This window comes from Gordonia rhizosphera NBRC 16068 (assembly GCF_000298195.1).
Classification (GTDB): Bacteria; Actinomycetota; Actinomycetes; order Mycobacteriales; family Mycobacteriaceae; genus Gordonia; species Gordonia rhizosphera.
Genome location: NZ_BAHC01000125.1, coordinates 118,703 through 142,043, shown reverse-complemented (window position 1 = coordinate 142,043; position 23,341 = coordinate 118,703). Strand labels below are relative to the sequence as shown.

General features: G+C 67.5%; 22 protein-coding genes. 5 read left to right on the top strand and 17 right to left on the bottom strand.

The window, feature by feature from the left end; translation table 11 throughout:
• The first annotated feature begins 8 nt into the window (after nt 1–8).
• Entirely contained in the window at nt 9–803 is a 795-nt protein-coding gene (locus tag GORHZ_RS15755) for an MBL fold metallo-hydrolase (RefSeq protein ID WP_006334558.1), read from the top strand.
• 27 nt (nt 804–830) lie between these two features.
• The gene (locus tag GORHZ_RS15750) at nt 831–1,646 is read left to right on the top strand and encodes a sulfurtransferase (protein ID WP_006334556.1); all 816 of its coding nucleotides are present in this window, start codon (nt 831–833) and stop codon (nt 1,644–1,646) included.
• A gap of 27 nt (nt 1,647–1,673) precedes the next feature.
• On the opposite strand, the gene GORHZ_RS15745 is transcribed toward GORHZ_RS15750, so the two are convergent.
• Complete coding sequence (locus tag GORHZ_RS15745; protein WP_006334554.1) at nt 1,674–2,408, bottom strand: SDR family NAD(P)-dependent oxidoreductase; 735 nt, start codon at nt 2,406–2,408, stop codon at nt 1,674–1,676.
• Nucleotides 2,409–2,574: 166 nt separating this feature from the next.
• On the opposite strand from GORHZ_RS15745, the gene GORHZ_RS15740 reads away from it, so the two are divergent.
• On the top strand, nt 2,575–3,000 hold the full coding sequence (locus GORHZ_RS15740) for a PPOX class F420-dependent oxidoreductase (RefSeq protein ID WP_006334552.1): 426 nt from the start codon (nt 2,575–2,577) through the stop codon (nt 2,998–3,000).
• An 18-nt stretch (nt 3,001–3,018) separates the two neighbouring features.
• On the opposite strand, the gene GORHZ_RS15735 is transcribed toward GORHZ_RS15740, so the two are convergent.
• The 13 genes from GORHZ_RS15735 to GORHZ_RS15675 all read right to left on the bottom strand — a co-directional run bounded on the left by GORHZ_RS15735 (nt 3,019) and on the right by GORHZ_RS15675 (nt 17,438).
• A complete protein-coding gene (locus GORHZ_RS15735) occupies nt 3,019–3,897 on the bottom strand; it encodes a formate/nitrite transporter family protein (protein ID WP_006334550.1) in 879 nt (292 codons plus the stop codon).
• A gap of 109 nt (nt 3,898–4,006) precedes the next feature.
• Entirely contained in the window at nt 4,007–5,254 is a 1,248-nt protein-coding gene (locus tag GORHZ_RS15730; RefSeq protein ID WP_006334544.1) for a bifunctional 3,4-dihydroxy-2-butanone-4-phosphate synthase/GTP cyclohydrolase II, read from the bottom strand.
• Entirely contained in the window at nt 5,251–5,754 is a 504-nt protein-coding gene (locus GORHZ_RS15725; protein WP_006334543.1) for a flavin reductase family protein, read from the bottom strand. Before GORHZ_RS15725 ends, GORHZ_RS15730 begins: the two co-directional genes overlap by 4 nt.
• Nucleotides 5,751–6,254 carry an NADPH-dependent FMN reductase gene (locus GORHZ_RS15720; protein ID WP_006334542.1) on the bottom strand — a complete coding sequence of 168 codons (504 nt, stop codon included), beginning with the start codon at nt 6,252–6,254 and terminating at the stop codon, nt 5,751–5,753. Before GORHZ_RS15720 ends, GORHZ_RS15725 begins: the two co-directional genes overlap by 4 nt.
• A 49-nt stretch (nt 6,255–6,303) precedes the next feature.
• Nucleotides 6,304–7,338 carry an ABC transporter permease gene (locus GORHZ_RS15715; RefSeq protein WP_006334541.1) on the bottom strand — a complete coding sequence of 345 codons (1,035 nt, stop codon included), beginning with the start codon at nt 7,336–7,338 and terminating at the stop codon, nt 6,304–6,306.
• Nucleotides 7,338–8,867, bottom strand: coding sequence for a sugar ABC transporter ATP-binding protein (locus GORHZ_RS15710; protein ID WP_006334540.1), 1,530 nt, complete (start codon nt 8,865–8,867; stop codon nt 7,338–7,340). The genes GORHZ_RS15715 and GORHZ_RS15710 overlap by 1 nt, the downstream gene beginning before the upstream one ends.
• Nucleotides 8,854–10,029 (bottom strand): sugar ABC transporter substrate-binding protein, encoded by a 1,176-nt coding sequence (locus GORHZ_RS15705; RefSeq protein WP_006334539.1) that lies wholly within the window; start codon nt 10,027–10,029, stop codon nt 8,854–8,856. Before GORHZ_RS15705 ends, GORHZ_RS15710 begins: the two co-directional genes overlap by 14 nt.
• 321 nt (nt 10,030–10,350) lie before the next feature.
• Complete coding sequence (locus tag GORHZ_RS15700) at nt 10,351–11,007, bottom strand: isochorismatase family protein (protein ID WP_006334537.1); 657 nt, start codon at nt 11,005–11,007, stop codon at nt 10,351–10,353.
• Complete coding sequence (locus tag GORHZ_RS15695) at nt 11,004–12,497, bottom strand: MFS transporter (RefSeq protein WP_006334536.1); 1,494 nt, start codon at nt 12,495–12,497, stop codon at nt 11,004–11,006. Before GORHZ_RS15695 ends, GORHZ_RS15700 begins: the two co-directional genes overlap by 4 nt.
• Nucleotides 12,490–14,139: an amidase gene (locus tag GORHZ_RS15690; protein ID WP_006334535.1), complete on the bottom strand. Its 1,650-nt coding sequence runs from the start codon at nt 14,137–14,139 to the stop codon at nt 12,490–12,492. The genes GORHZ_RS15695 and GORHZ_RS15690 overlap by 8 nt, the downstream gene beginning before the upstream one ends.
• Nucleotides 14,136–15,119 carry a carbon-nitrogen hydrolase family protein gene (locus GORHZ_RS15685; RefSeq protein ID WP_006334534.1) on the bottom strand — a complete coding sequence of 328 codons (984 nt, stop codon included), beginning with the start codon at nt 15,117–15,119 and terminating at the stop codon, nt 14,136–14,138. Before GORHZ_RS15685 ends, GORHZ_RS15690 begins: the two co-directional genes overlap by 4 nt.
• A gap of 77 nt (nt 15,120–15,196) precedes the next feature.
• Nucleotides 15,197–16,282, bottom strand: coding sequence for a pyrimidine utilization protein A (gene rutA / locus GORHZ_RS15680; RefSeq protein ID WP_006334533.1), 1,086 nt, complete (start codon nt 16,280–16,282; stop codon nt 15,197–15,199).
• A gap of 127 nt (nt 16,283–16,409) precedes the next feature.
• Nucleotides 16,410–17,438, bottom strand: a complete 1,029-nt coding sequence (locus tag GORHZ_RS15675; protein WP_006334532.1) for a LacI family DNA-binding transcriptional regulator — start codon at nt 17,436–17,438, stop codon at nt 16,410–16,412.
• 114 nt (nt 17,439–17,552) lie between these two features.
• Here GORHZ_RS15675 and GORHZ_RS15670 point away from each other — a divergent pair, with 114 nt between their 5' ends.
• Nucleotides 17,553–19,127 (top strand): esterase/lipase family protein, encoded by a 1,575-nt coding sequence (locus GORHZ_RS15670; RefSeq protein WP_006334530.1) that lies wholly within the window; start codon nt 17,553–17,555, stop codon nt 19,125–19,127.
• Between the two features lie 30 nt (nt 19,128–19,157).
• Here the strand turns inward: GORHZ_RS15670 and GORHZ_RS15665 are convergent, their stop codons facing one another.
• Nucleotides 19,158–20,741, bottom strand: a complete 1,584-nt coding sequence (locus GORHZ_RS15665; protein ID WP_006334518.1) for an FAD-binding oxidoreductase — start codon at nt 20,739–20,741, stop codon at nt 19,158–19,160.
• A 455-nt stretch (nt 20,742–21,196) separates the two neighbouring features.
• Between GORHZ_RS15665 and GORHZ_RS15660 the strand changes: the two genes are divergently transcribed.
• Nucleotides 21,197–21,724 carry a Uma2 family endonuclease gene (locus GORHZ_RS15660; protein ID WP_040532242.1) on the top strand — a complete coding sequence of 176 codons (528 nt, stop codon included), beginning with the start codon at nt 21,197–21,199 and terminating at the stop codon, nt 21,722–21,724.
• A 15-nt stretch (nt 21,725–21,739) separates the two neighbouring features.
• On the opposite strand, the gene GORHZ_RS15655 is transcribed toward GORHZ_RS15660, so the two are convergent.
• Both GORHZ_RS15655 and ygiD read right to left on the bottom strand, forming a co-directional pair.
• Complete coding sequence (locus GORHZ_RS15655; protein ID WP_006334515.1) at nt 21,740–22,468, bottom strand: mycothiol-dependent nitroreductase Rv2466c family protein; 729 nt, start codon at nt 22,466–22,468, stop codon at nt 21,740–21,742.
• A 47-nt stretch (nt 22,469–22,515) separates the two neighbouring features.
• Nucleotides 22,516–23,319: a 4,5-DOPA-extradiol-dioxygenase gene (gene ygiD / locus GORHZ_RS15650; protein WP_006334514.1), complete on the bottom strand. Its 804-nt coding sequence runs from the start codon at nt 23,317–23,319 to the stop codon at nt 22,516–22,518.
• Between the last annotated feature and the right edge of the window lie 22 nt (nt 23,320–23,341).

Below are 23,341 nucleotides of genomic sequence, written 5' to 3'. Positions count from 1 at the left end.
GTAGTGGGATGAGCGGCATCACGGGTTCCGGGCGGGTCGACGGTCCCCGCGTCCGATGGCTCGGGCATGCGAGCGCGCTGATCACAGACCGGGCAACCACAGTGCTCACCGATCCGGTGCTGACTTCCCGAGTCGCCCACCTGCGCCGTCGACGAGGACCCACACCTACCGATTCGTCGGTGCGGCAACCCGATGTCGTGGTGCTTTCGCACCTGCATGCCGACCACACCCACCTCCCGTCGCTGCGCCAGATCAGCGCCGAGGTACCGATCGTGGTTCCGCGGAACGCGCCCGTGGTGTTCCCCGCCCTGCAGGCGTTCGGTGCGCGGCTGATCGAGGTGTCGGCAGGCGACGAGGTCAGCGTGGGGGAGGTCGTCATCCGCGCGGTACCGGCCGACCACGACGGCCGGCGCTGGCCTCGCGGAGCGCATCTGACCACAGCGCTCGGCTACGTGATCGTCGGTGACACCACCACGTACTTCGCCGGAGACACCGACGTGTACCCGGATCTCGACCAGTGGGTGTCCGGCGTCGATCTGGCGTTGTTGCCGGTCGGTGGCTGGGGTCCGACTCTCGGCGTCGGGCACATGGACCCGACGCGCGCCGTGACCGCCGCGGAGGTGGTGGGAGCGGCACGCTCGGTGCCGATCCACTACGGGACGCTGTGGCCGATCGGGCTGGAGTTGGTCCGGCCGAGGTTGTTCTATGAACCCGGTGCGGAATTCGTCCGGATCGCTGAGCGACACGGTGTCGTTGCGACCGAACTCGAACCCGGTGCGTGGCTCGTCGAGCCGAACTCTTGACCCCGATCGAATGGCAAGATCGAGGCCATGCTGATCAGCGTCGACGAACTGACCGAGGCGATGCTCTCCGACCACCCGCCGGTGATGCTGGACGTGCGGTGGGCGCTCGGTGACAGTCATGGCCACGACCACTACCGCGACGGCCACATTCCCGGAGCCGTCTACGTCGACCTCGACACCGAACTCGCCGCCCCGCCGTCGCCCGAGTGGGGCCGGCATCCGCTCCCGGAACTCGCCGATCTGCAGCGCGCGGCACGACGCTGGGGCATCGACGACGGATCACGCGTGGTGGTCTACGACGACACCGGCAACCTCGCCTCGGCCCGCGCGTGGTGGTTGCTGCGCTGGGCGGGACACCAGGACGTTCGCATGCTCGACGGTGGCCTGGGCGCATGGATCGCGGCCGGATTGCGGCTGTCGTCGGGGGACGCCACGCCGCGGACAGGGAACGTCACGTTGAGCGCCGGACATCTGCCCGTCGTCGATATCGACGATGTTGCGTCGACCCGGGCGACGATCGTGGATGCCCGTGCCGCCGAACGGTATCGGGGAGAGGTCGAGCCCGTCGACCCGCGTGCCGGCCACATCCCGGGCGCGATCAGCGCCCCGACCGTGGGCAATCTGGCGCCCGACGGAACATTTCTCCCCGCCCATAGATTGCGAGAGCGATTCTCCGCCTTGGGAATCGGCGACGACGACGTGATCGCCTACTGCGGGTCCGGCGTCAACGCCGCGCACGAGATCGCCGCGCTCGAACTCGCGGGCTACACAGCGACATTGTTCCCGGGATCGTGGTCGCAATGGTCAGCCGATCCGGGGCGGCCCGCCGAGACCGGTCGGTGACAGCCCGTCGATCACGTGGAGAGGCGCTCAGCTGATCAGGGACACCCCACCATCCACGGCGATCGTCTGGCCGGTGATGAACCCGCACTCGATCAGGAAAAGGTAGGCCGCAGCGACCTCGTCGGGATCCGCGGTCCGACCCAACGGGATCGTTCGGGCCATCTGATTGCGGGTGCGTTCGAGTTCGTCGGCGGCGACGTCGCGCCACAGTCCGGTCGGCGTCCACGCGGGCGCGACCGCGTTCACGCGGACATGCGGGGCGAGTTCCACCGCGAGTCCCCTCACCATCATCGTGATGGCGTCGTTGCCGACGAGCGCTCCGGCAGCGTCCTGCGGCCGACCGCCGGCTCCCGCGGTGAACATCATGCTGCCGCCCGCTCGGATGTGTGGTGCGGCTCGTCGGGCGATCACCAGATTGGCGTAGAACTTGTCCTCGATCGTCGAACGGATGAGTTCCTCGGTGGAGTCCAGGAATCCACCGGACATCGCGCCGCCGACCATCGAGACGAGATGGTCGATGTCGCCGATTCCATCGAAGAATCGGTCGAGTGCGTGGTGATGGGTCGCGTCGAATGCCGCTCCGGACACCGCATCACCGAACTCTTGACCAAACCGGGCGACGATCCGATTCACTTTGGCCTTGTCACGGCCGACGACGACCACCGTCGCGCCGACCCTCAACCCGCGTTCGGCGACTCGCTCGCCGAAACCCGACGATCCGCCGATGACGACGATTCTCTTGCCGGACAGCGATTCAGGCACGTAGTCAGCCTACGCGCGTGATCCCGACGTGTGCCTCGAGTCGTGGATAGACCGTGCGCGCTTTGCTTTCCTGGAGAGCGAACCGAACCTCGTCAGACAGCATCGGGTGGCAGGATCATCAGGGTAGCCGAGTAATGCCTGGCCGACGACCCGGAAAGGATGCCTGATGTCGAAACCACCGCTCCCGGAGCCTGTGAAAGAGATTCTGGCCAAGCCCAACCCATCGGTGATGGCCACCCTGCGCTCGGACGGGGCGCCCGTGTCCGCCGCGACGTGGTATCTGATGGACGGCGACCGGGTGCTGCTGAGCCTGGACAATGGTCGTGCCCGGCTACGTCACCTGCGCCGGGATCCCAGGGTCACACTCACCGTGCTCGATGACGGGGACTGGTACACGCAGGTCACCCTCATCGGGAGCGTGGTGGAGTTCCGCGACGACGACGGACTGGCCGACATCGACCAGATCTCGCGGCACTACACCGGAAACGAGTACGCAGAGCGGGTACGTCCCCGGACGACAGCGGTGATGGAGATCGAACGGTGGTACGGCTGGGGTGCGGTCAAGGACAACGACCAGGCCTCGACGATGTGACCGCGCTGGGCGCGGTGGTCACTCCCGGTGCCGGCGCAGATTCGGCAGGTGCGTGTCGCGTTCGTCGTTGACCCACGCGTAGTAGAAGCCGATGAGCACACCACCGCCGACCAGGTTGCCCAGCAACACGATCCCGAGGTTGCCAAAGGCGGGGCCGACGGGGACGCTACCGCCGTCTTGCAGTCCGACCATCATGAACAGGACGGTGTTCGCGACCGAGTGCTCGAAGTCGAGGAACGCGAAGACGAAGACCGAGGTGATCATCGCCATCACCTTGGCGATGTCCTCCTTGAGATAGCCGTTGTAGACCAGCAGCATCGCGATATTGATCATCAAGTTGCACAGGATCGCCCGGATGAACAGGTCGAGCCACCCCGACCAGCCCTCGGAAAGGTAACCGGTCTTGACGGCGACGGAGTGGTTCATGGCGTCGAGGACGCCACCCTGGGCGAGGGTCGTCCCGCGGAGCAGAGCGGCGAAGAACAGGCCGCCGATGATGTTGCCGAGGTAGCAGTACCCCAGGATGCGCACGATCCGCAGCGCCGTGATGCGCCGGTAGTAGATGCCGATCGACACGATCATCATGTTCGAGGTGAGCAACTCGGACTTCGTGTAATAGATGAAGACCAGGGCCCACCCGAACGCCAGCGCCCCGACGAGCTTGCCGACCACGTGTAGCTGGTCGGGGTTGTTGCCCATCGCGTCGAAGGCACCGATGATCGTGTAGTTGATCAGGTAGAACATGCCGATGAGGACACCGGCCATCGCCGCCCGCTGGATGTAGCGGCGGCGCAGATGCCCGGTCATCTTGTTCTTCGACTCCAGCACGTCGAGTGCGGTGGAAATGAAGAACTTCCCGGGGAACAGCTTGTTCACGTCGAACTCGGGGCTGCTCATATGACAACCGTGGCACAGATCGGTGGTCTGTGCTCAGCATTCTCCCCAGCCCGGACGCCGTGCGCCGGCCATTGTCGCCCACACGTCTGTCACCAATGCATCCGCATGGTCAGTGACAGACGGCGTCTCCCGTCGTCGGGAGTACCTCGGCTGCGAGCAGATGACCCATCTTGCGTCGCTTCGTCGCGAGATACTCCACGTTGTCGGGAAGGGCTTCGGCCAGCAGCGGCACGCGGCGGGTCACGGTGATTCCGTGGGTGTCGAGTCCGGAGACCTTCTCCGGGTTGTTGGTCAGCAGCTGCACCGACCCGACACCGAGGTCGGCCAGTATCGCGGCGGCCGCGCCGTATTCGCGGCGGTCGGCCGGTTCGCCGAGTTCCAGGTTGGCTTGGATGGTGTCGAGGCCGCCGTCCTGCAGCCGGTACGCGGCGAGCTTTTTGAGCAGGCCGATGCCGCGGCCCTCGTGTCCGCGCAGGTACACGAGCACCCCGCCGTCGCGGGCGATGCGTTCCATCGCGGTGTCGAGCTGGGGGCCGCATTCGCAGCGGCGGGAGCCGAACGCCTCCCCGGTCAGGCACTCCGAATGCACGCGGACCAGGGCGTCCGGGCCGGGATCGCCGGCGACGAGGGCGACGTGTTCGGCACCGGTCGCGCGGTCGAGGTAGCCGACCGCGCGGAAATCGCCGAATCGGGTGGGTATCCGGGTCTCGGCCGCCCGTTGGACACGGCCGGTGGTGTCGAACGGCACCGGCAGCGGGTGGACCCGGCGGTAGGCGATCAGTTCGGCGATGGTGAGCACAGGCAGATCGTGTCGGGCGGCAAAGGCCTCGATGTCGGGCATCTGCATCATCGACCCGTCGTCGTTGACCAGTTCGGCGATCACCGCGACCGCTGGCAGTCCCGCGTAGGAGCACAGATCCACCGCCGCCTCGGTGTGTCCGGGGCGGGTCAGGACCCCGCCGGCCCGGGCGCGCAGCGGCAGCACATGGCCGGGACGGGACAGATCACCGGCGGTGGTCGACGGGTCGGCGAGGACCCGCAGCGTGGTGGCGCGGTCGGCCGCACTGATGCCGGTCGTGATCCCGTGGGCCGCGTCGACGGCCACCGTGTACGCGGTCTGTTTGGGGTCCTGGTTGTCGGCCACCATGGGCGGCAGGTCGAGGGCGTCGGCGCGGGCCTCCGACATCGGGGCACACAACAGACCTGAGGTGTGCCGGACGGTCCAGGCCACCCACTCGGTGGTCGCCTGCGAGGCCGCCAGGATGACGTCGCCCTCGTTCTCGCGGTCCTCGTCGTCGGTCACCAGCACCGGCCGGCCCGCCCGCAGTGCCGCAAGCGCTGCGCCGACGCGGCTCATGACGCGGCCAGCCGGCGGAAGGCGCTGCGGTGGAAGACGATCGGCTCGACTGCCGAGTCGGTCTCGATCGTCGCGCTGTGCACCTCGTTGACTCGCATGACCACGATCCGGTGATCGCCCGCCTCGACCTCCTGATCGACGGTCACGTCGAGGCAGATCCCGCAGCCGGCGATGAACAGTGCGCCACCGTCGCGGGTCTCGGTGTCGATGCCGGCGAACCGGTCACCGTTCTTGGCGGCCAGGACGCGGGCGGCGGTGTCGTGTTCGGAGCTGAGGACGCTGATGCCCAGCCGCGGGAGGGCGGCCAGCCGCGGCCACGTCGTCGACGTGTTCTGCACACAGAAGGCGACCAGCGCCGGCTCCAGCGAGACCGGGACGAAGGTGCTGGCGGCCATGCCGATTCGTTCGGTGCCGGTGTCGGCACAGATGGCGACGACGCCGGAGGGGAACTGCCCGAAGGCACGGCGCAGCGCGGCGCCGTCGAGGGGGATGGTGGTCATGATGCCTCCGTCCGGGTGGTGGCGTGCAGTACCGGCGCCCAGCGCTGCGCGTAGTCGGCGATCCGGGAATCCTCGGTGTAGGTGGAGTCGATCAGGTACAGCCCGGCGACGGGGCAGGTGGCGCCGAGTTCGACGAGGACCGGCTTAAGCAGCAGATCTGGGGCCATCGCGTGCGCAGGCCCGGCGCCGAGCATGAGCGGCACCGCGGTGACGTCGCGCAGGCCTTCGCCGGTGGCGAACTGGTCGAGGAACAGTTTCAGGATGCCGGTGTAGGTGGCCTTGAAGGTCGGGCTGGCGAAGATCACCAGGTTCGACGAGGACACCGTGTCGACGGCGTTCTTCACCGCCGGATCGCCCCAGCCCAGCAGGCCGGCGCCGAGTTCGACGACGTCGATGACGTGGTCGGGTTGTTCGCCGGAGAGCGAGGTCGCGAGCCGGGTGGCGGCGTCGAGCGTGCGGGAGCCGGGTTTCGGGTTGCCGGCCACAACTGTCGTCGTCATGAGAGTCACCTTTCTGGTGTTGGTGGAGACGGTTGGGTTGCACGAGGAGTCATGCCGCTGACCGGGAGGCGGTCCGGCGCCGGACGGCACCCGACAACGCGACCGCGACGATCAGGGCCCCGCCGTAGAAGAGTTGCTGGACGAAGCTGGCCGCCCCCAGCATCTGCAGGCCGACGACCCCGGCGACGAGGAAGTAGACCGCGATGAGGGTGCCGAAGGCGTTGAACCGGCCGGGGATGATCGCGGTGGCGCCGAGGAAGGCGGCGGCGAAGGCCGGGAGCATGAACGACTGTCCCGACGATGGGTCGGCCCCGCCCAGCATGCCGGCGTACACGATGCCGGCGAGGCCGGCGACCAGCGCGGAGGTCACCAGCGCGCCGCTGCGGATGCGGTCGACGTGCAGGCCGCTGAGCCGCGCGACCTGCGGTCCGCGCCCCACGAACAGCAGGCGCCGACCGATGGGGGTGTAGGCGAACACCAGCGCCATGATCACCACGAGCGCGAGTGCGTAGTAGAACTGCAGCGACACCCCGAGGATGCGGGTGCCGATGGTCGCGTCGACCAGCGCCGAGTCGATCCCGGTGACCGAGGTCGAGTTCGAGATCCACTGCACCACCCCGAGAACGACGGTTCCGCTGCCGAGTGTCGCAATGAACGAGTCGATGTGCAGCCGGACGACGAGTACGGCGTTGATCAGGCCCACGAGCAGCGCGGCCAGCAGCGCGATCGCGATCGAGGACAGCAACGACCAGTCGTGCTGCACGTTGAGCACCGCGATGGTCATCGCCGACAACGACATCGTCGACACGCTCGACAGGTCGAACTCACCCGCGGTGAGCGGGACGATCAATCCCAGCGCGAGGATGAGCAGCACGGCCTGCGAACCGAGCACGTTCTGCAGGTTGCTGGCGGTGGGGTAGACCTCCGGGCGCAGCAGACTGAACACCACGACGACGGCCACGAGGGCGATCACCAGAGCGTACTTCTCCAGCGACGGGCCGATCGTGATGCGGCGACGTGGGGTCTCGCCGACCGGGTCGGGCAGGTCCGTGGTTTCGGTGGCGGTGTTGAGTGTGACGGACATCAGGCTTTCACTGCCTCTCGAGTCGAGCCGAGAACGGTGTCGGAAATGTGGTGTTTGGCGAGGAGTTCGCCGGTGAGCTCGGCGACGATCCGACCGTGCGACAGCACGATCACCTGGTCACAGAGCACCGAGAGCTGTTCGTAATCGGAACTGGCGATGACGATCCCGGCGCCGCCGGCGGCGGTGTCGCGAAGCATCTCGAAGATGCGGGCGCGTGCACCCACATCCACGCCCTGGGTGGGTTCGGCGAGCAGCACCAGCCTCGGACCGGTCTGCAGCCACTTGCCGAGGAGCGCCTTCTGCTGGTTGCCACCCGACAACGACCCGTAGGTCGCCTGCGGGTCGCGGGGCCGGACATCGCACTGGTCGGCGATGCGGGCCGCGAGACCGTTGAGCACCCGGGGTTTCACCAACCGCTCCAGCACCGGCAGCGTCACGTTCTCTGCGACGGTGAGTTCCGGTGCGCTGCCCTCGATCTTGCGGTCCGGCGGCACGTAGACCACGCCGGTGTCGAGCGCGTCGATGGGCGTGATCGACGGTAGTGGCATCCTGGTCGCACCGAGGGAGAGATCTCCGGCGCGGGCGGGCACGGCGCCGTAGAGTGCGGGCAGGATGTCGTCGTAGCCCGACCCGGCGATGCCGGTGAGCCCAACGATCTCTCCGGGTCGGACGGCGAAGTCGATGCCGTCCACGGTGGGCGTCTCGAGCCCGCTCACCTGCGCCAGGGGCGGCACGCCGGCGAACACGCGGCCGGTGCCGGCGTGGTGTTCTCCGTCGAGGGAACGCCCGACGATCAGGTCGATGAGCGAGGCCGCGGTCAACCCGTCGGTCCGGTGGGTGCCCTGCGACACCCCGTCGCGCAGGATGGTCACGCGATCGGTGTGGTCGAGCACCTCGTCGAGGTCGTGCGACACGAACAGCACCGCCGCCTTGCGGTCCGCCACGATCTCGCGGACCACCGAGAACAACAGATCGGTGCCCTCGCGGGGGAGGAACACGGTCGGTTCGTCGAGCACCAGCAGGGTCCGACGATCGCCGAGTTCCTCCACCGCCCGCAGGATCGCGAGCAGCGCGCGTTCGGTCGCGCTCAGCGACGACACCGGTGCATCGGGATCGAGGTCGATGCCGTAGGTGGCGAACAACGCACGGGCAGAGTCCTTCTCCCGCCGCCAGGAGATCCACGGCCGCGAACCCGCGACCGCCGATCCCACGCGCAGGTTCTCGACGACCGAGATGTCGGGAACCAACGCGAGGTCCTGGTGGACGAAGCTGATGCCGAGGTCGCGGAACCCGCCCGAGGCGATGGGCAGCGCCACATCACGGCCACGCACCTGCAGCGCGGCCCCGGGGTCGGGGGCGTGGAAACCGGCGAGCACCTTGATGAGAGTGGACTTGCCCGAGCCGTTCTCGCCGAGCAGTCCGTGTACTTCGCCGGCGTGGATGGTCAGTCCGACGTTGTTCAGGACGGTGTTGGTGCCGAAGGTCTTCGACAGGCCGACGATGTTGACGATGGGGTCAGGACTGGGCACCGCTGCCCCACAAAGCCTCGTAGCCGTCGACATAGGCGGTGCCGTAACCCTTGTCGGGCTGCGGCGGGGTGCCGGTGGAGTCGATGTTGTCCGCGGTGATCAGCTTGAGCGGGGTCTGTTCGGCACCGTCGGCCACCGGCGGCAGACCGAGCAGCAACCGGCCCGCCTGGTCCATGGTCGCCCAGGCCAGCCACGGTATCGACTCGCCGACGTTCATGGTGACGATGCCGTCGTCCTGCTGGATCTTCAGCACCGCGGGGGTGCCGTTGACCGACGAGATCTGTACCTGCCCCGCCTTACCGGCCGCCTTGATCCCGGCCTGCGCGTACAGCGACATCGAATCGTAGATCGGCAGGACGAAGTTGATCGACGGGTCCGCCGACAGCGCCGACTGCACCTCCGGCTGGATCTTGGTGGCCCACTCCGCGACCGGGACGTTTACGACCTTGTATTTACATCCGGGGCAATACTTTTCGAGCTCGTCCTGCATCGCTGCCACCTCGGCCTTGGCCGGCGGTACCTCGTCGGAGGTGATGATCAGGGCGTTGCCCTTGCCGCCGGTCTGGTCGATCATCCAGTCGACGGTCAGACGGTTGGCCTCGGCGAGGGGCGCGTCGGTGTAGGCGTCGATGAGGCCGGCGAGGTCGGTCGGCAGGCTCTCGCCGCGCAGCGTGGTGTGCGTCAACAGGACGGGAATGCCTGCCGCGTCGGCCTTTTCCAGTGCCGGCTTGATCAGCGAGCCGTCGATGCCCTGCGACAGGATGATCAGGTCGGCCTTCTGGTTGACCGCCTGTTCGACGCCGGTCGACCACTGGGCCGGCTGACCCTGGTTGGTGTACTCGATCCAGGTGGCGCCGTAGCGTTCGGCGACCTTCTTGGACTCCTCGTCCACCGCCACGTTGTACGGGTTCTCGCTGTTGGTCGGGATGGCGAAGATCGTCTTCCCGGCGATGTCCTTCATCGGGAACGGGTCGGCCTTGAGAGTGAACTGCGGATCGTTCTCGTACTTGGCCAATTGTGCCTGTGCGTAGGCGATTCCGGTCGAGGCGTCGGCGTCCGACACGTTGCTCCCGGTCGCGGAACCACTGCACGCGGCGAGACCGATGGTGGCGGACAGGCCGAGTGCGGCGACGGCGACACGGCGGGACAGGGGGTTTCTCATGGATTCTCCTGGACGGGGAACGGGATTGCGTGCGACGTTGGCGGCGTTGCCGGAGTCGTGTGGAGCGAAATGACTTCGAATGGATCAGCGATCGGACATAGATCACTCGATTGATCTGACTTCGGTCTGACTTGCTTGTGACTTCGAATGTATCGGGTGGTGTGTTGCGTCGGGCGACCGTTGTGATTCGTTTCTGTTAACTCGGGTGTCGGGGTGCTCACATGTGTGTGCGGGTCGTGATTCGGGTGTCGGTTGGAGTGGTCTCGATACGCCGCCCCGCCTGGCGGCTCGGGGGCTACTCGACCAGCGGATGGGGTTGGGCTACTCGACCAGCGGGCTGGGGTTGCGGAGGTAGGTCTGGGCGCGGGAGAGGGGCCAGACCTCGGCCATCTTCTGCTGCATGTCGAACAGATTCGAGTTGTGTATCGCCGGATCACGATCTCCGACAGCTTCTTTCACCACGATGGGAATGAAGCCGTGCTGCATCGCGTCCAGGGTGGTGGCACGCACGCAGCCGCTGGTGGACAGTCCCGCGATCAGCACCGTATCCACCTGCAGGGCGGTCAGATAGGAGTGCAGCGAGGTGCCGAAGAACGCGCTGGCGTACTTCTTGGTCACGAGGAGTTCGTCGGGTGCCGGCTCGAGTCCCTCGATCGGTTCGGCGAACGGACTGCCCTCGCAGAAGGCGACCAGGGTGCCGGACTTGCGGAAGAACACGCCGGCGTCGGCGCCGTCGGCCCGTAGCCGGACCTCGGTGAACACGACCGGGATGCCGGCGGATCGGGCCGCCGCCACCAGGGTGCGCATCGCGTCGGCGGCATCCTCCGCACCGGCGTAGAGCGGGCATGCCGGGTCGACGTAGGCGCGGGCGGGGTCGACCACGACCAGGGCGGGACGGGTGCCCGGCTGCAGTTCCTGCCCGAAGCCGGCGCGGGCATAGTCGGCGGCCTGATCGGCGCGACCGTCGATGGTTGTCATGCGGATTCCTTGATGGTCGTGAGGGATTCGTGGGGGAACTCGAGAGGTTCGGTGGCCACTCGGTGGCGCGGGAAGGCCAGGCACAGGCCGACACCGACGACCGCGACCACGGTGAGGGTCAGACCCACCGTGCGCAGGTTGTCGACGAAGCGGTCGAGTTCGGCGCTGCTGAGCGCCCCCGGGGTGCCGCCGTAGGCGGCCTCTTGCGCCGCGGCGCCGAGTCCCACGGTGACGATGGCCAGGGTCATCGCGGTGCTGAGCAGGTTACCGACGTTCTGCAGGGTCGAGCGCAACCCGTTGGCGATGCCGCGCCGCTCGTAGGAGACGGTGAGCATCAGTGCACTCGTGCTCGGGGTCATGAACAGCCCGATCCCGGTGCCGATGACGAACAGGAAGCTCATGGTGACCGGCAACGCGCCGTCATCGACCGACAGGGTCAGCGTCATGCCCAGCAGGCCGATGGCGGCCAGTGCCATACCCGACGCCGCCAATGTCCGGGGCGCGACGCGGGCCACCAGCGAGCCGGCGACCGAGGCGGCCAGGACGGTGCCGATCGCCACGGGGGTCACCAGGAGGCCCGCGGTGAACGGCGACGCGTCGTCGGCGGCCTGTTCGTAGAGCGAGATGATCAGCGGCACAGCATAGGTGGCGACGGCGATGGTGAACGCGGCGACGAGGACCAGGGCGATGCCCCGGCTGCGGAACAAGGTCAGGTCGACCAGCGGGTCGGTGCGACGCATCTGCACGGTCACGAAGGTCGCCGTACTGGCCGCACCGACGGCGAGATAGGCCCACGGCAACCACGTCGGCGACGAGAGCCCCGGGGTCAGGGCCAGGACGACGGTGGTCAGCATGACGACGGACAACACCGCTCCGGTCACGTCGAAACGCTCGCGTCGGGCGGGTCTGCGGCGGGCCCGCGGGATCACCATCACTGAGGTCACCGTCGCGATCAGGGCCACCGGCAGCACCGCGACGAACAGTCCGCGCCAGCCGACCATCGCGGTCATGGCGCCGCCGATGACCGGTCCGATCACCTGTGCGACCGCGGCCACCGTCGCATTCCACCCCAGCGCCCGGCCCAAGAGGTGCGGCGGGAACATGTCGGTGAGCAGCGAGGTGTTGTTGGTGACCACCGCCGCGGCGCCCACACCCTGGACCACACGGGCGGCGATCAGCCAGCCCGCCGAGGGGGAGACGATGCACAGTGCGGTCGCGATGGTGAACACCACCAGCCCGGCCAGGTAGAGCGGTCGGCGGCCGACGATGTCCGAGAGCCGGCCGAACACCAGGATCAGTGCAGTGGTGACGACCATGTAGCCCAACACGATCCATGTCGACTGGGCCGTGGACGCGTTCAATTCGCGGGTCAGGGTGGGTAGGGCGACGGTCAGACCGCTCATGGCCACGAAGACCGCGATGACGCCGATGCTGGTCGCGGTGAACACCCGCCAGGGATGCGGGTGTCGCTGCACGACAACACTATCCATCTGCTCGTCGATCGTGGTGATCGGTGAGTGACTGGTAGGCGTTCGCGATCCGCAGGACGGCATCGTCGCCCCAGGGGCGCCCGACGACCTGCACCCCGACGGGCATCCCGGCGTGGAATCCGCCGGGCATCATGACCGCGGGCAGCCCGAGGTAGTCGAACACACCCGTGTTGCGTCCGATGAGCGCCTGCATCGGGTGACGTGTCCCGTTCACGTCGAGCGTGACGTCGGACAGTCGTGGGGCGGTGGCGCCGACCCCGGGGGTGAGGATGGCGTCGACACCGGCGGCGTCGAAGGCCTGTATCACGCGTCGCAGAGCGCCCGGGCGATGTCGCAGGGCGCGAAGGTAATCCACCGCCGACGGCACGTTCCCGCGGGCGATCCGCACCTGCGTGCCGATGTCGAAGAGGTCGAACCGTTCGGCGGCTTCCTGATTCGACGCGAGTTCGGTGGTCATGACGACGGCGAGCTCGTCGTGGATGAGGGCGGCGTCACCGAGGTCGACCGGGGTGGTCTCCACGCCGTGGCGTCGGAGCTCGGCGAGCGTGTCCTCCCAGACGGCGCGCACACCGTCGTCGCACAGATCGGTGAACCAGGTGGTCGGTACCCCGAGGCGTAATCCGCGGAACGAGTGCGCGGTGGGCGATTCCGGGGTGCGTAGACCCTCCCGGATGTCCTGGGCGACCGCGTCGGGGGCCGCGGCCGGGTCGAGGCCGTCGGCCCCGGCGAGAACGGCGAGAACGGTGCGCAGGTCGGCAGCATTACGGGCCATCGGGCCGATGTGGTCGAGGGTCCACGACAGCGACGCCACTCCGGTACGCGGCACCAGGCCGTAGGTCGGTTTGATGCCGGTGAGATTGCACAGCGCGCTGGGGACGCGGATGGACCCTCCGGTGTCGGTGCCGAGTGCGAACGGGACGAGGCCGGCGGCCAGTGCCGCGGCCGATCCGGTCGACGACCCGCCGGTCCACCGGTCGCGGTCCCAGGGGTTGGTGACCGCGCCGTAACGCGCATTGTGGGGTGCACCGCAGGCAAATTCGGTGGTGGCGGTGATCAGCGCAGGAATCGCACCGGCCGCCCGCAGCCGGGCCACGGCGGTGGCGTCGGTGGATGCGACGCGGTCACCGGTGGTGCGTGAGCCGGCCGTGACCGGGGCACCGGCAACGTCGATGATGTCCTTGACGCCGAAGAAGATTCCCTCCAGCGGTCGGGCCGCACCGGCGCGCCACCGCCGATCGGATTCGGCCGCGGCCTCGGCGACGGTGTCGAGCACAGCGAGGATCGCGCCCCCGGTGAGTCCGTGGTCGGCCCAGCGGGCGCGCAGCGTGGCGAGGACCTCGCTGGGAGTGGTGGTGCCCTGCCGGTAGGCGACGAGCAGGTCGTTCACGCCCCACTCGTGGGTCGGGCGGTGCAGGTGCGGAGTGTGGCCCCACACCGCGAACTGCGCCGTGGGTACGGGACTGGTCGCCAGCAGATGGGTGTAGTCGGCGGGTTCGCTGCCGAGCGCCTGCGGTGATGCCGGCAGCGGCGAGCGACGGGAGGCGGCCAGCGGTTCCGCCATGTCCGTATGTGCCTGGGGCAGTACATCGTCGAGGGTCTGCGCGGCCGACGCGGTGAGGTCGGGGTAGTCGATGCTGGTCACACCGCCACCTCGATGACGGTCGCAGCGGCACCACGTCGCGGGGGCGCGACGACGGGGGCCGGTGCCACACTTCCGGCGGTGAGGCGGGCGAGCAGCTCGACGACCTCGGCGCGGCGGTCGCGCCAGAGCGGGAACGCGGCCCGCACGGACGGCACGAGATCGAGATCGAGGGTGAACCGCAGCGTCTCACCCGCGCGGTGGGCCGGCGCCTGCGCCACGATCCGGCCGTCGGGTGCGATGACACACGACAGTCCGAAATAGTCGACGGTGACGTCGTTGAGCGTCTCCGGGCCGGCCCTATTGGCGGCCACCACCCACATCTGCGATTCCATTGCGCGGGTCTGTAGTTCGGCGAGGAACAGGTCCTCGCGGCTGCCGAGGGAGGACACGATTGCGAGCATGACCTCTGCACCCGAGGCACGGGCCACCGCCCAGTACTCGGGGAAGCTGCGGTCGTAGCAGATCACGCAGGCGAATCGGGTGCCGAACAGGTCGATGGTCGCCGGGGCCGGGCCCGGCGCGAAGTGGTACTTCTCGTCGACGTCGATGCCGCTGACCTTGTTGGCCGGCAGCGAGAGCTTGCGGTACGCCGACACCTGTCCGCCGTCGGGGGTGTTCCACGAACTCACGTGGCCGGAGGGGTCGATGAGTACCACCGCGTTGTGAGTGACACCGTCGACTGTGCGTTCGTAGAGGCCGAACGTGACGGCACATCCGATGTCGCGAGCGACGTCGCCGAGGATCGTGGTCGCCGGACCGGGGATGGTCTGTGCCCACGAGGTGCGGTCCACATCGTGGCTGGTGCAGAAGTACGGTGTGGTGATCAGCTCGGGGAGGACCACCAGATCCGGGACGGTGCCGTCGTCGTCGGGTGCAGCGGCGCTGCGTGCCAGTGCGGCAAGATGATTCAGGTTTGCGGTGATGTCCTCGGTCATCTGACCGGCCTGGACGATCGCGACGTCGAGTGTTCGCGGATTCACTTGAGAAAGAAGCCTTCCCTCGGACGGACGAACGGTTGGGTGGGCACCCCCGCGATGCCCACCCAACCGTCCGGATATCAAGCAGCTTGTGACTGAACGGATTCGCGGCACTTCATCAGCGGCTGAATCCGGGTGCCGAACTTCTCGATGCCTTCGACGAAGTCGTCGAAGGTGAGCATGATGCCCTTGATGCCGCCGATCTCGGCGATCTCGTCGAGCATCTTCGCGACGGTCTCATACGATCCGACGAGGGTACCCATGTTGAAGTTCACGGCGCCCTCGGGAAGGGAGATGGTCTTCGCGGTGGAGGCGTCGTCGGCCGACGTGTCGGTGGCGGACTGGTCGGCCATGTAGCCGAGTGCGGCGAGGTCGGCGTTGTCGTGGTAGTCCTTCCACTTCGCCTGTGCCGCTTCGTCGGTCTCCTCGGCGATGACCATGAACAGGGTCATGGCGCCCACGTCGCGACCGGTCGTCTCGGCGGCGCTCACCAGCGTGGCGGTGGCGTCGGAGATCGCCGTCGGGGTGTTGATGCCGGTGCCCATGATGAAGTTGAAGTCGGCCATCTCCGAGGCGAACTTCATGCCGTTCTTCGACTGTCCGGCAGCGACGATCGGCACCGAACCGGCCGACGGGCGCGGGGAGAGGACGCAGTCGTCCATCGTGTAGTGCTTGCCCTTGAAGTTGCTGACGCCGTCTTCCCACAGCTCGCGCATCACGGACACGTACTCGGTGGCCTGCTCGTAGCGGTAGCCGAAGTACTCCTCACCCGGCCACAGACCCATCTGGGTGTACTCGTTGGGGGCCCAGCCGGTGACGATGTTGACGCCGAAGCGGCCCGGGGCGATCGAGTCGACCGTCGAGGCCATGCGGGCGACGATGGCGGGCGGCAGCGTGAGGATAGGGGTGGAGGCGAACAGCTTGATCCGCTCGGTGACCGCGGCGAGACCGGCCATGAGAGTGAAGGATTCGAGGTTGTGATCCCAGAACTCGGTCTCACCGCCGAAGCCCTTGAGCTTGATCATCGACAGCGCGAAGTCCATGCCGTAGTGCTCGGCCTTCTGCACGATCTCCTTGTTCAGCTCGAACGACGGCATGTACTGCGGGGCGCTCTTGGAGATGAGCCAGCCGTTGTTGCCGATGGGGATGAAGACGCCGATTTCCATATCTCTCCTGAATGAGGGGGTTTGCGATTCGACTGGCTGCCGCGTTCGTCGCGCCAACCATGACTTCGAATGTATTCAGGAGTCTTTGCGGTCCCGTGGCTCCGAGGTAACGGAATTGTTTCCTTGTCTAACGACCTGTGATGCGGGTCGCAGAACTGCCGCGCTGGACCCACTCGACACCGAATTCGCGGTGCACCGGCGGGCCGGCGGCGCCGTCGATGCGCGCCAGCAGTAGCTCCGCGGCCGCCTTCGCCATGTCCTCCAGCGGCTGCCGCACCGTCGTCAGGTCCAGGATCGACCAGCCCGAGATATCCAGGTCGTTGTAGCCGACAATCGAGACATCATCGGGCACAACAAGTCCCAGACGCTTGGTGGCATCGAGGGTGCCGAACGCGACGTAGTCGGTGACACAGAAGATGGCGGTGGGACGGTCCTCGCGGTTCAGCAACGCAAGGCCGCCGTCGAGACCCGTCTTGGCGTCGACCTCGCCGCGCACCACCAGGTCCTCATCCAATTCGACACCGTGGCGTGCCAGTGCATCGCGGAAACCCGTCTCGCGGAGTTTGACGCTGGGGTTGGCCAGCGGGCCCGAGATGAGGCCGATGCGGCGATGACCCATCTCGAACAGATGGTCGGCGACGAGGCGTCCACCGCCGAGGTTGTCGGAGGTGACCCGGTCCACGCGGCCCGCCGACTTGCCGTCGACGTCGCGGTTGAGGATCACCAGCGGGATCTTCCAGCCGATCATCTCCGAGACGATCGGGGAGTCCAGACGCGCGGAGATGAACACGACGCCGTCGACGAGTCCACCGCGCAGAGCGAGGATGTCGTTCTCGAGCGTGCCCTGCTCCCGATCGCTCATCAGCAGTACGCGGTAGTCGTCGCGGGCGAAACGATCCTGCAGGGTGTTCACCAGCACCGGGAACGAGGGGTTGCGCAGGTCACCGGTCACCACCGCGATCGACGAGGACCTCCGGGTGATCAGGCTGCGGGCCGTGACGTGCGGGACATAGCCCATCTCCTTGGCAAGTGCCTGGATTTCGTCGCGGGTCTCCTTGATCACGCGCGGGTCGTTGCGCAGGGCGCGCGACACCGTCGATTGGGAGACACCGGCGCGACGGGCGACGTCGTAGCCGGTGATCGGCTTGTTGCGCACGTCCCGATTCTAGAGATGTGTGCACGCCACGGCACCATGACGGCATCGTTCGGGACGTCGGGCGCCTACCCTCGAGAGGGGTGACAGGGGCGACGGCAACCGATCGGAGCAACAGTGGGCCGCACATACGAACAGGGCGACATGATCATCCGCCTGCCGGGCGACGAGTCGCTGGCCTGGGATCAGGTCACGGTCACCGAGCTGCCCGACGACGACCTCATCGTCCGCGCGTTCGAGGGGGACGGCACGGTCAACCTGGTGTGTTGTGCCGCGATCACCGTGCCCGAGTCGGTCCTCGACGAACTGCGGGCGTGTGGCGGGGAGGGGGTGATCGCGCCGCGGACGGCGCCCGAGAACACGGTCACCCTGATCGAGCACGACGGCGTCTGTGTCTGGACCGTGCCGACGGCGTCCGATCCGCCGGTGACATCCGATCCGCCGGTGACGTCCGATCCGCCCGTGACGTCCGATTCGCCCGTGACGTCCGGTGCACCCGACACGCCTGCGGAGCCGGCGCTTATGGATGGCATCCGGACCGTGGCATTCCGACGCCCGTCGGGCACGCGTCCGGCCGCGTTGATCGGATCGGGCCGCACGCCGGGCCTGCCCACGCGGGTGCGTGCGGCGATCTTCCGGCTGCCGTCGGTGGCCGCGGCAGCGCTGGTACGTACCGTCGAGACGGCGATCGTGCATCCCGGTCTGATCACGATCACGGATCGGAATCCGCTGTCGTGGCGCCGATTTCGGATCGGCGACGTCACGCCGCCCGCGACGCGGGGGGTGGTGCGGGTGCTGCTGCTGGTGCACGGCACCTTCGTCACCACCGTCGGCGGTTTCGGTGTGCTGGAGAGCAACGACGACGCGAAGGCATTCCTCCATTCGATGCTCGGCCGGTACGACGCCGTCCTGGGTTTCACCCACCGCACGCTGAGTGAGTCGCCGAAGCAGAACGCCGACGAACTGCGGCAGGTGCTCGGCTCGTTGGCGGCCGAGGTCCGCGACCGGTTCGGTGGGGCCACCCTCGCCGTCGACGTCGTCACCCATTCACGGGGGGCGCTGGTGGCGCGTAGCTTCGTCGAACTGACGGCTCCTGTCAACGGTGTCGGGATCGAGAAGCTGGTCATGGTTGCCGGGCCCAACGCGGGCACTCTGCTCGCCGCGCCGACGAATTGGAGGACCCTGCTCGACCTGTGGACCGCGCTGGCGGCCGATGTCGCCCGCCAGTGGGCCGGGCCGATCGCAGAGAAGGTGACGCGGGAGTCGCTGAGTCTGGTCGCCGCGTGCGCGAAAGCTGTCATCGCCCAGGCCGTCGACGCCCAGAATCTGCCCGGACTGGCCAGCATGCGGCCTTCGGACAATCCGTTCCTCGACGAGCTCAACGCGCCCGGCGGCGGTGCAGTGCGGCCGCCGTACCGCACCGTCGTGACCGACTTCGAACCTGACCAGATCGTCGGGCCGCTGAATCCGGTCGGCGATGCCCTCGAGCGTCTCGCCGACGACGTGGTCGACCCGCTCATGGGTACGGCGAATGATCTGGTGGTCAACACCGATTCGATGTCGGAGATCGACGGGTCGTCGTTGCCCACGGCCAGCGTGGCGATAGTCCCGTCGTCGACAGGGACACAACATCTCTCGTACTTCGTCGACACGGTATCGCTGCGGATGATCGAGGGCGAGTTGCGCCGGTGACACCGAGGCCGGTTCCCCACCGGTCGGTGTTCAGCCCACCAGGACACCCGGGTTGAGGATGCCCGCGGGGTCCAGCACGTGCTTGGCCGCGGTCAACGCCGCGGCGAACAGGTCGGGCCGCTCGGTGTCGTACCAGGAGCGATGATCGCGGCCCACCGCGTGATGGTGTGTGATGGTTCCGTGGTTGTTCGAGATCGCCTCGGACACAGCGGACTTGATCTCGTCCCACTGTGCCACCGTGGAGCCCCAGCGGCCTGGGGCGTAGATGCTGTAGTAGGATGCCGGTCCGTCCGGGTAGACGTGGGTGAAGCGGCAAGTGACGACGCCCGCACCGCAGATCCGTTGCACGGTATCGGTGGCGACGGCGGTGACCGCGATGTGCAGGGCGTCGAAGTGATCCCACGTGCAGGCAGTCTCGAAGGTCTCGACGATCATGCTGCGCCGGGCGAGGGCATCACGCTGGTACGGCATCCTGATGAACGCCGACCGCCACGCCGCCGACGCATGGTTGCCGGTGTTGTCGCGCTCTCCTCGATCACGCTGGGACAGAACGTGGCCCGCATGGTCGGTGGCGATCTCGACCGCCCGGTCGATCCACGGGCCGACCGGGTGATCGGCCGATTCGAACGCGAGGATCAGTACCCCGCCGGGTGACTCGGCGCCGGCGTTGATGAAGGCCTCGGCTGGGTCGAGCAGACGGCAATTGGACGGATACAGGCCCGACTGCGCAACCGTCCTGGTGGCGCGGACCGCGTCATGGTAATCGTCGAAACCCACCGACACCGTCGTGCCGAAACGGGGCCGATCCTGCAGGCGCATCCACGCTTCGGTGATGACGCCGAGCGTTCCCTCCGAACCGAGGAGCAGTCGATCCGGCGACGGCCCCGCACCGCTCGACGGCAACCGGCGTGACTCGCTCACACCGGCCGGGGTGATCGCACGAATCGACTCTGTGAGGTCGTCGATATGGGTGTAGAGCGTGGCGAAATGTCCTCCCGCGCGAGTCGCGAGCCAGCCGCCGAGCGAGGAGAACTCGAAGGACTGCGGGAAGTGGCGCAGGGTCAGGCCGGCCGGTCTGAGCTGATCTTCGATGTGTGGACCGAGCGCACCGGCCTGGATGCGTGCCGACCGGGTGACATCGTCGATCTCCACGACGCGGTCGAGCCGACCGAGATCGAGAGTGACGGCCGGGCCGTCGAATCGCGGTTCGACTCCGCCCACCACGGAACTGCCGCCGCCGTAGGGAATGCAGGCGAGAGCCTCGGCAGAACAGAAGTCGAGGATGTCGATGACATCGCGTTCGGTCCTCGGCCGTGCGACGAGGTCGGGCACGTGGGAGATGTCGCCGTGCAGGTTGCGGACCACGTCGCGAAATGCCTTGCCGCGCGCGTGCGACAGCCGATCGCGCACGTCATCGGAGAACACCGCCGACAGGGTGGCCGGCACGGAGATCCGCGGTGGTGGCACGGGCAGGCTCTGCGGGGCCGGTGGCGGGTGGTCGGTGAAGTCGTGGTCGGGAATCAGTGCGGCCACGCGGTTCACCAGAGCGTCTGTCTCGGCGGGCGACAGGGCGTTCTCGTCAGTACCCCAGCCCCACCAGCTACGTGACGACATCGGCCCTGCCTTTCCTGGCGGTTTGGTCGGAGATGCTACCGAGGGTGATGGGCGTGGGGATACAAACGGATGATGACCGACATCGCCGTCATCGAAATCAGCCGCGACCGCAATCCGTTCCGTCAGCACGGAGTGGTGCGCGACGACATCGGGGTTCTGCGGTAAGGGGCCGCCGCGCCAGAACACAACTGTGGATCGTCGTGCTTGCTGGTTATCCACAGCTCGACTTCGCTTCCGTTATCGGGCCCTGCGCCGTGAGATGCTCAGGCACATGGGAATTCGCTACTGCCGTCATGGACGGGTCCTGCATCCTCGCATCTCGCTAGAGCTGGCGAAGGGGAACGTGACCCCCGGTGGGTCCGTATGGCGGCCACGTCGGGTTCGTTCACGTGCTGGCGCCTGACGTGGTCAAAGAGATCGTATCGGGGGTGGCGTCCGCCACTACAATGGGCGCCATGACTGTTGCCTCCGACGCGCACCTGTTGTCGCTCGATGACTGGCGTGCGCGGGGCGAGGACAACGGCGCGCGCGTCGAACTCCAGGAGGGTGTGCTCATAGTGGCGCCGCGGCCGACTGCCGCTCATGCGCGAATGGCGTTCAGCTTGGCGACTCAGCTTGCCGACCAGATTCCCGACGGATTCGAAGTGCTGCCGGAGGTCGATGTCATTGTCGACCCTCGCACACCGGCGACGGTCCGTTCTCCCGATGTGATCCTTCGATCGACGGCCGCAGATGACTCGGCGATCACCCCCGACCAGGTGGTGCTCGCCGTCGAGGTCATTTCGCCGGGGTCCCGGCGGACCGATCGGGTCACCAAGCGCAGCGAGTACGAGGACGTCGGCATAGCCCACTACTGGATCGTCGCCGAGGACAGGACCCTCACGGCGTTGGACCTGACCCCGGCGGGCTACGTCGAGACCACGTTCACCGGGCAGTTCGTCGTGTCGTCGCCGTGGGAGTTACACATCAGCCTCGACGGCTGAAGTTCGGCCTTCCGGTCACGTCGTGGTCCGCCGGCTCCCGGCGTGCCAGTCCTCCGGTTCGCCGGCCTCGTCGACATCGACACCGAATGCCCTGAGCTGCGGCCTTTCCCGGAGGCTGCGTTTCAATTCGGCAAAACCGGGGAAGCCCGCGAGTCCGATGACGTGGTCCCACAACACGACTGCGTCGTCGTCGCCTGGTACGCGGCTGATGACCGGTCCGAAGAATGCGACGCCGTGCGGCGGCTCGAAGTGGATGATGGGCGTGCCGACGTCGCGGCCGGTCAACCTCAGCGCCTCATCGGTCTCGGCTTGGATCTCGGCGTCGAAGGACTCATCGTCGAGTGCCGCGAGATGGTGTGCGGGCAGACCGAGTTCGGTGAGGATCGGTCCGAGGAAGTCCTCGGTCCCGCGGTGATCACGACCGTCGGCCATGTAGGTGCCGCGGTGTGCATCGAAGATGCGGGTGCCGCACGCCGTGTAGAACGCGTCCATCGGCCCTCGTCCATGTTCGCCGCGGATGCTTGCGGCGGCACGGAGCAGATGCAGCCCGGCGTTGTGTCCGGCCTCGTACTCCGGCGGGAAGTGCGAGGCGTAGTCGATGTGCGCGTTGAGCAACCGCAGCGAGATGAACCGCCAGTCGACGGTGTAGTGGCGCTGGGCCTGGACCTTGCGAACCCAGTTGCTGGTGATCCACGCGAACGGGCAGACCGGATCGAAGTAGAAGTTGATGTCGGCGTCGGCCATCGGTGTCCTCTCGTCTCCGGACGCCCGGTCGTGGTCGCCCGATGGAGTCAGTTCACAGCGTAGGACGTCATCGACAACGATCCGAGGGAGCATCCGTCGACGAGGACGGTTGTCGACGGATTGTCGCGGCTGGAGGCGGCGGCCTTCAGACCCGCGAGGTACACCGAGGGCAGGAAGTGATCGGGCGTCGGGACGGCTTTGGCATAGTCGCGATGCCCGGCCAGCGCCGGGTAGCCGGAGGGGTCGCCGAGCATGGCCTCACGCGCGGCGTCGTCGAATCGCTGTGCCCAGTCGTAGCCGGCCTCGGGGAGGGAGAAGTTCACGGCGCGGAGATTGTGCACGATATTGCCGCTGCCGAGGATCAGCACGCCGGACTCCCGTAGCGGCGCGAGTCGGGCACCCAGGTCGAAGTGGTAGTCCAGATCGCGTTCGCCGTTGATGCTCAGTTGGACGATCGGGATGTCGGCGTCCGGGAATGCGTGCGCGAGAACCGACCATGCGCCGTGATCGATACCCCAGCTGTCGGTGTCGCTGCCCACCCAGGTCGGCTTGACGACCTCGGCGACCTCGCCGGCCAGCTCGGGTAGTCCCGGTGCCGGATAGTCGAATTCGAACAGCTCGCGCGGAAATCCGTAGAAGTCGTGAATGGTCCGCGGCCGCGCCATCGCGGTGACGGCGGTGGCGTTGATGTACCAGTGCGCGCTGATCACCAGGATCGCCCGTGGCCGCGGGACGGACCGGCCGAACTCCGCCCACGCCTGCGTGAAGCGGTTGTGCTCGATCGCGTTCATCGGAGTGCCGTGTCCGAGGAATGCGATCGGCATCGTGGAGGGTGAGTGTGCGGCGGTCATGGGGGTCCTTCGTCGATCATCG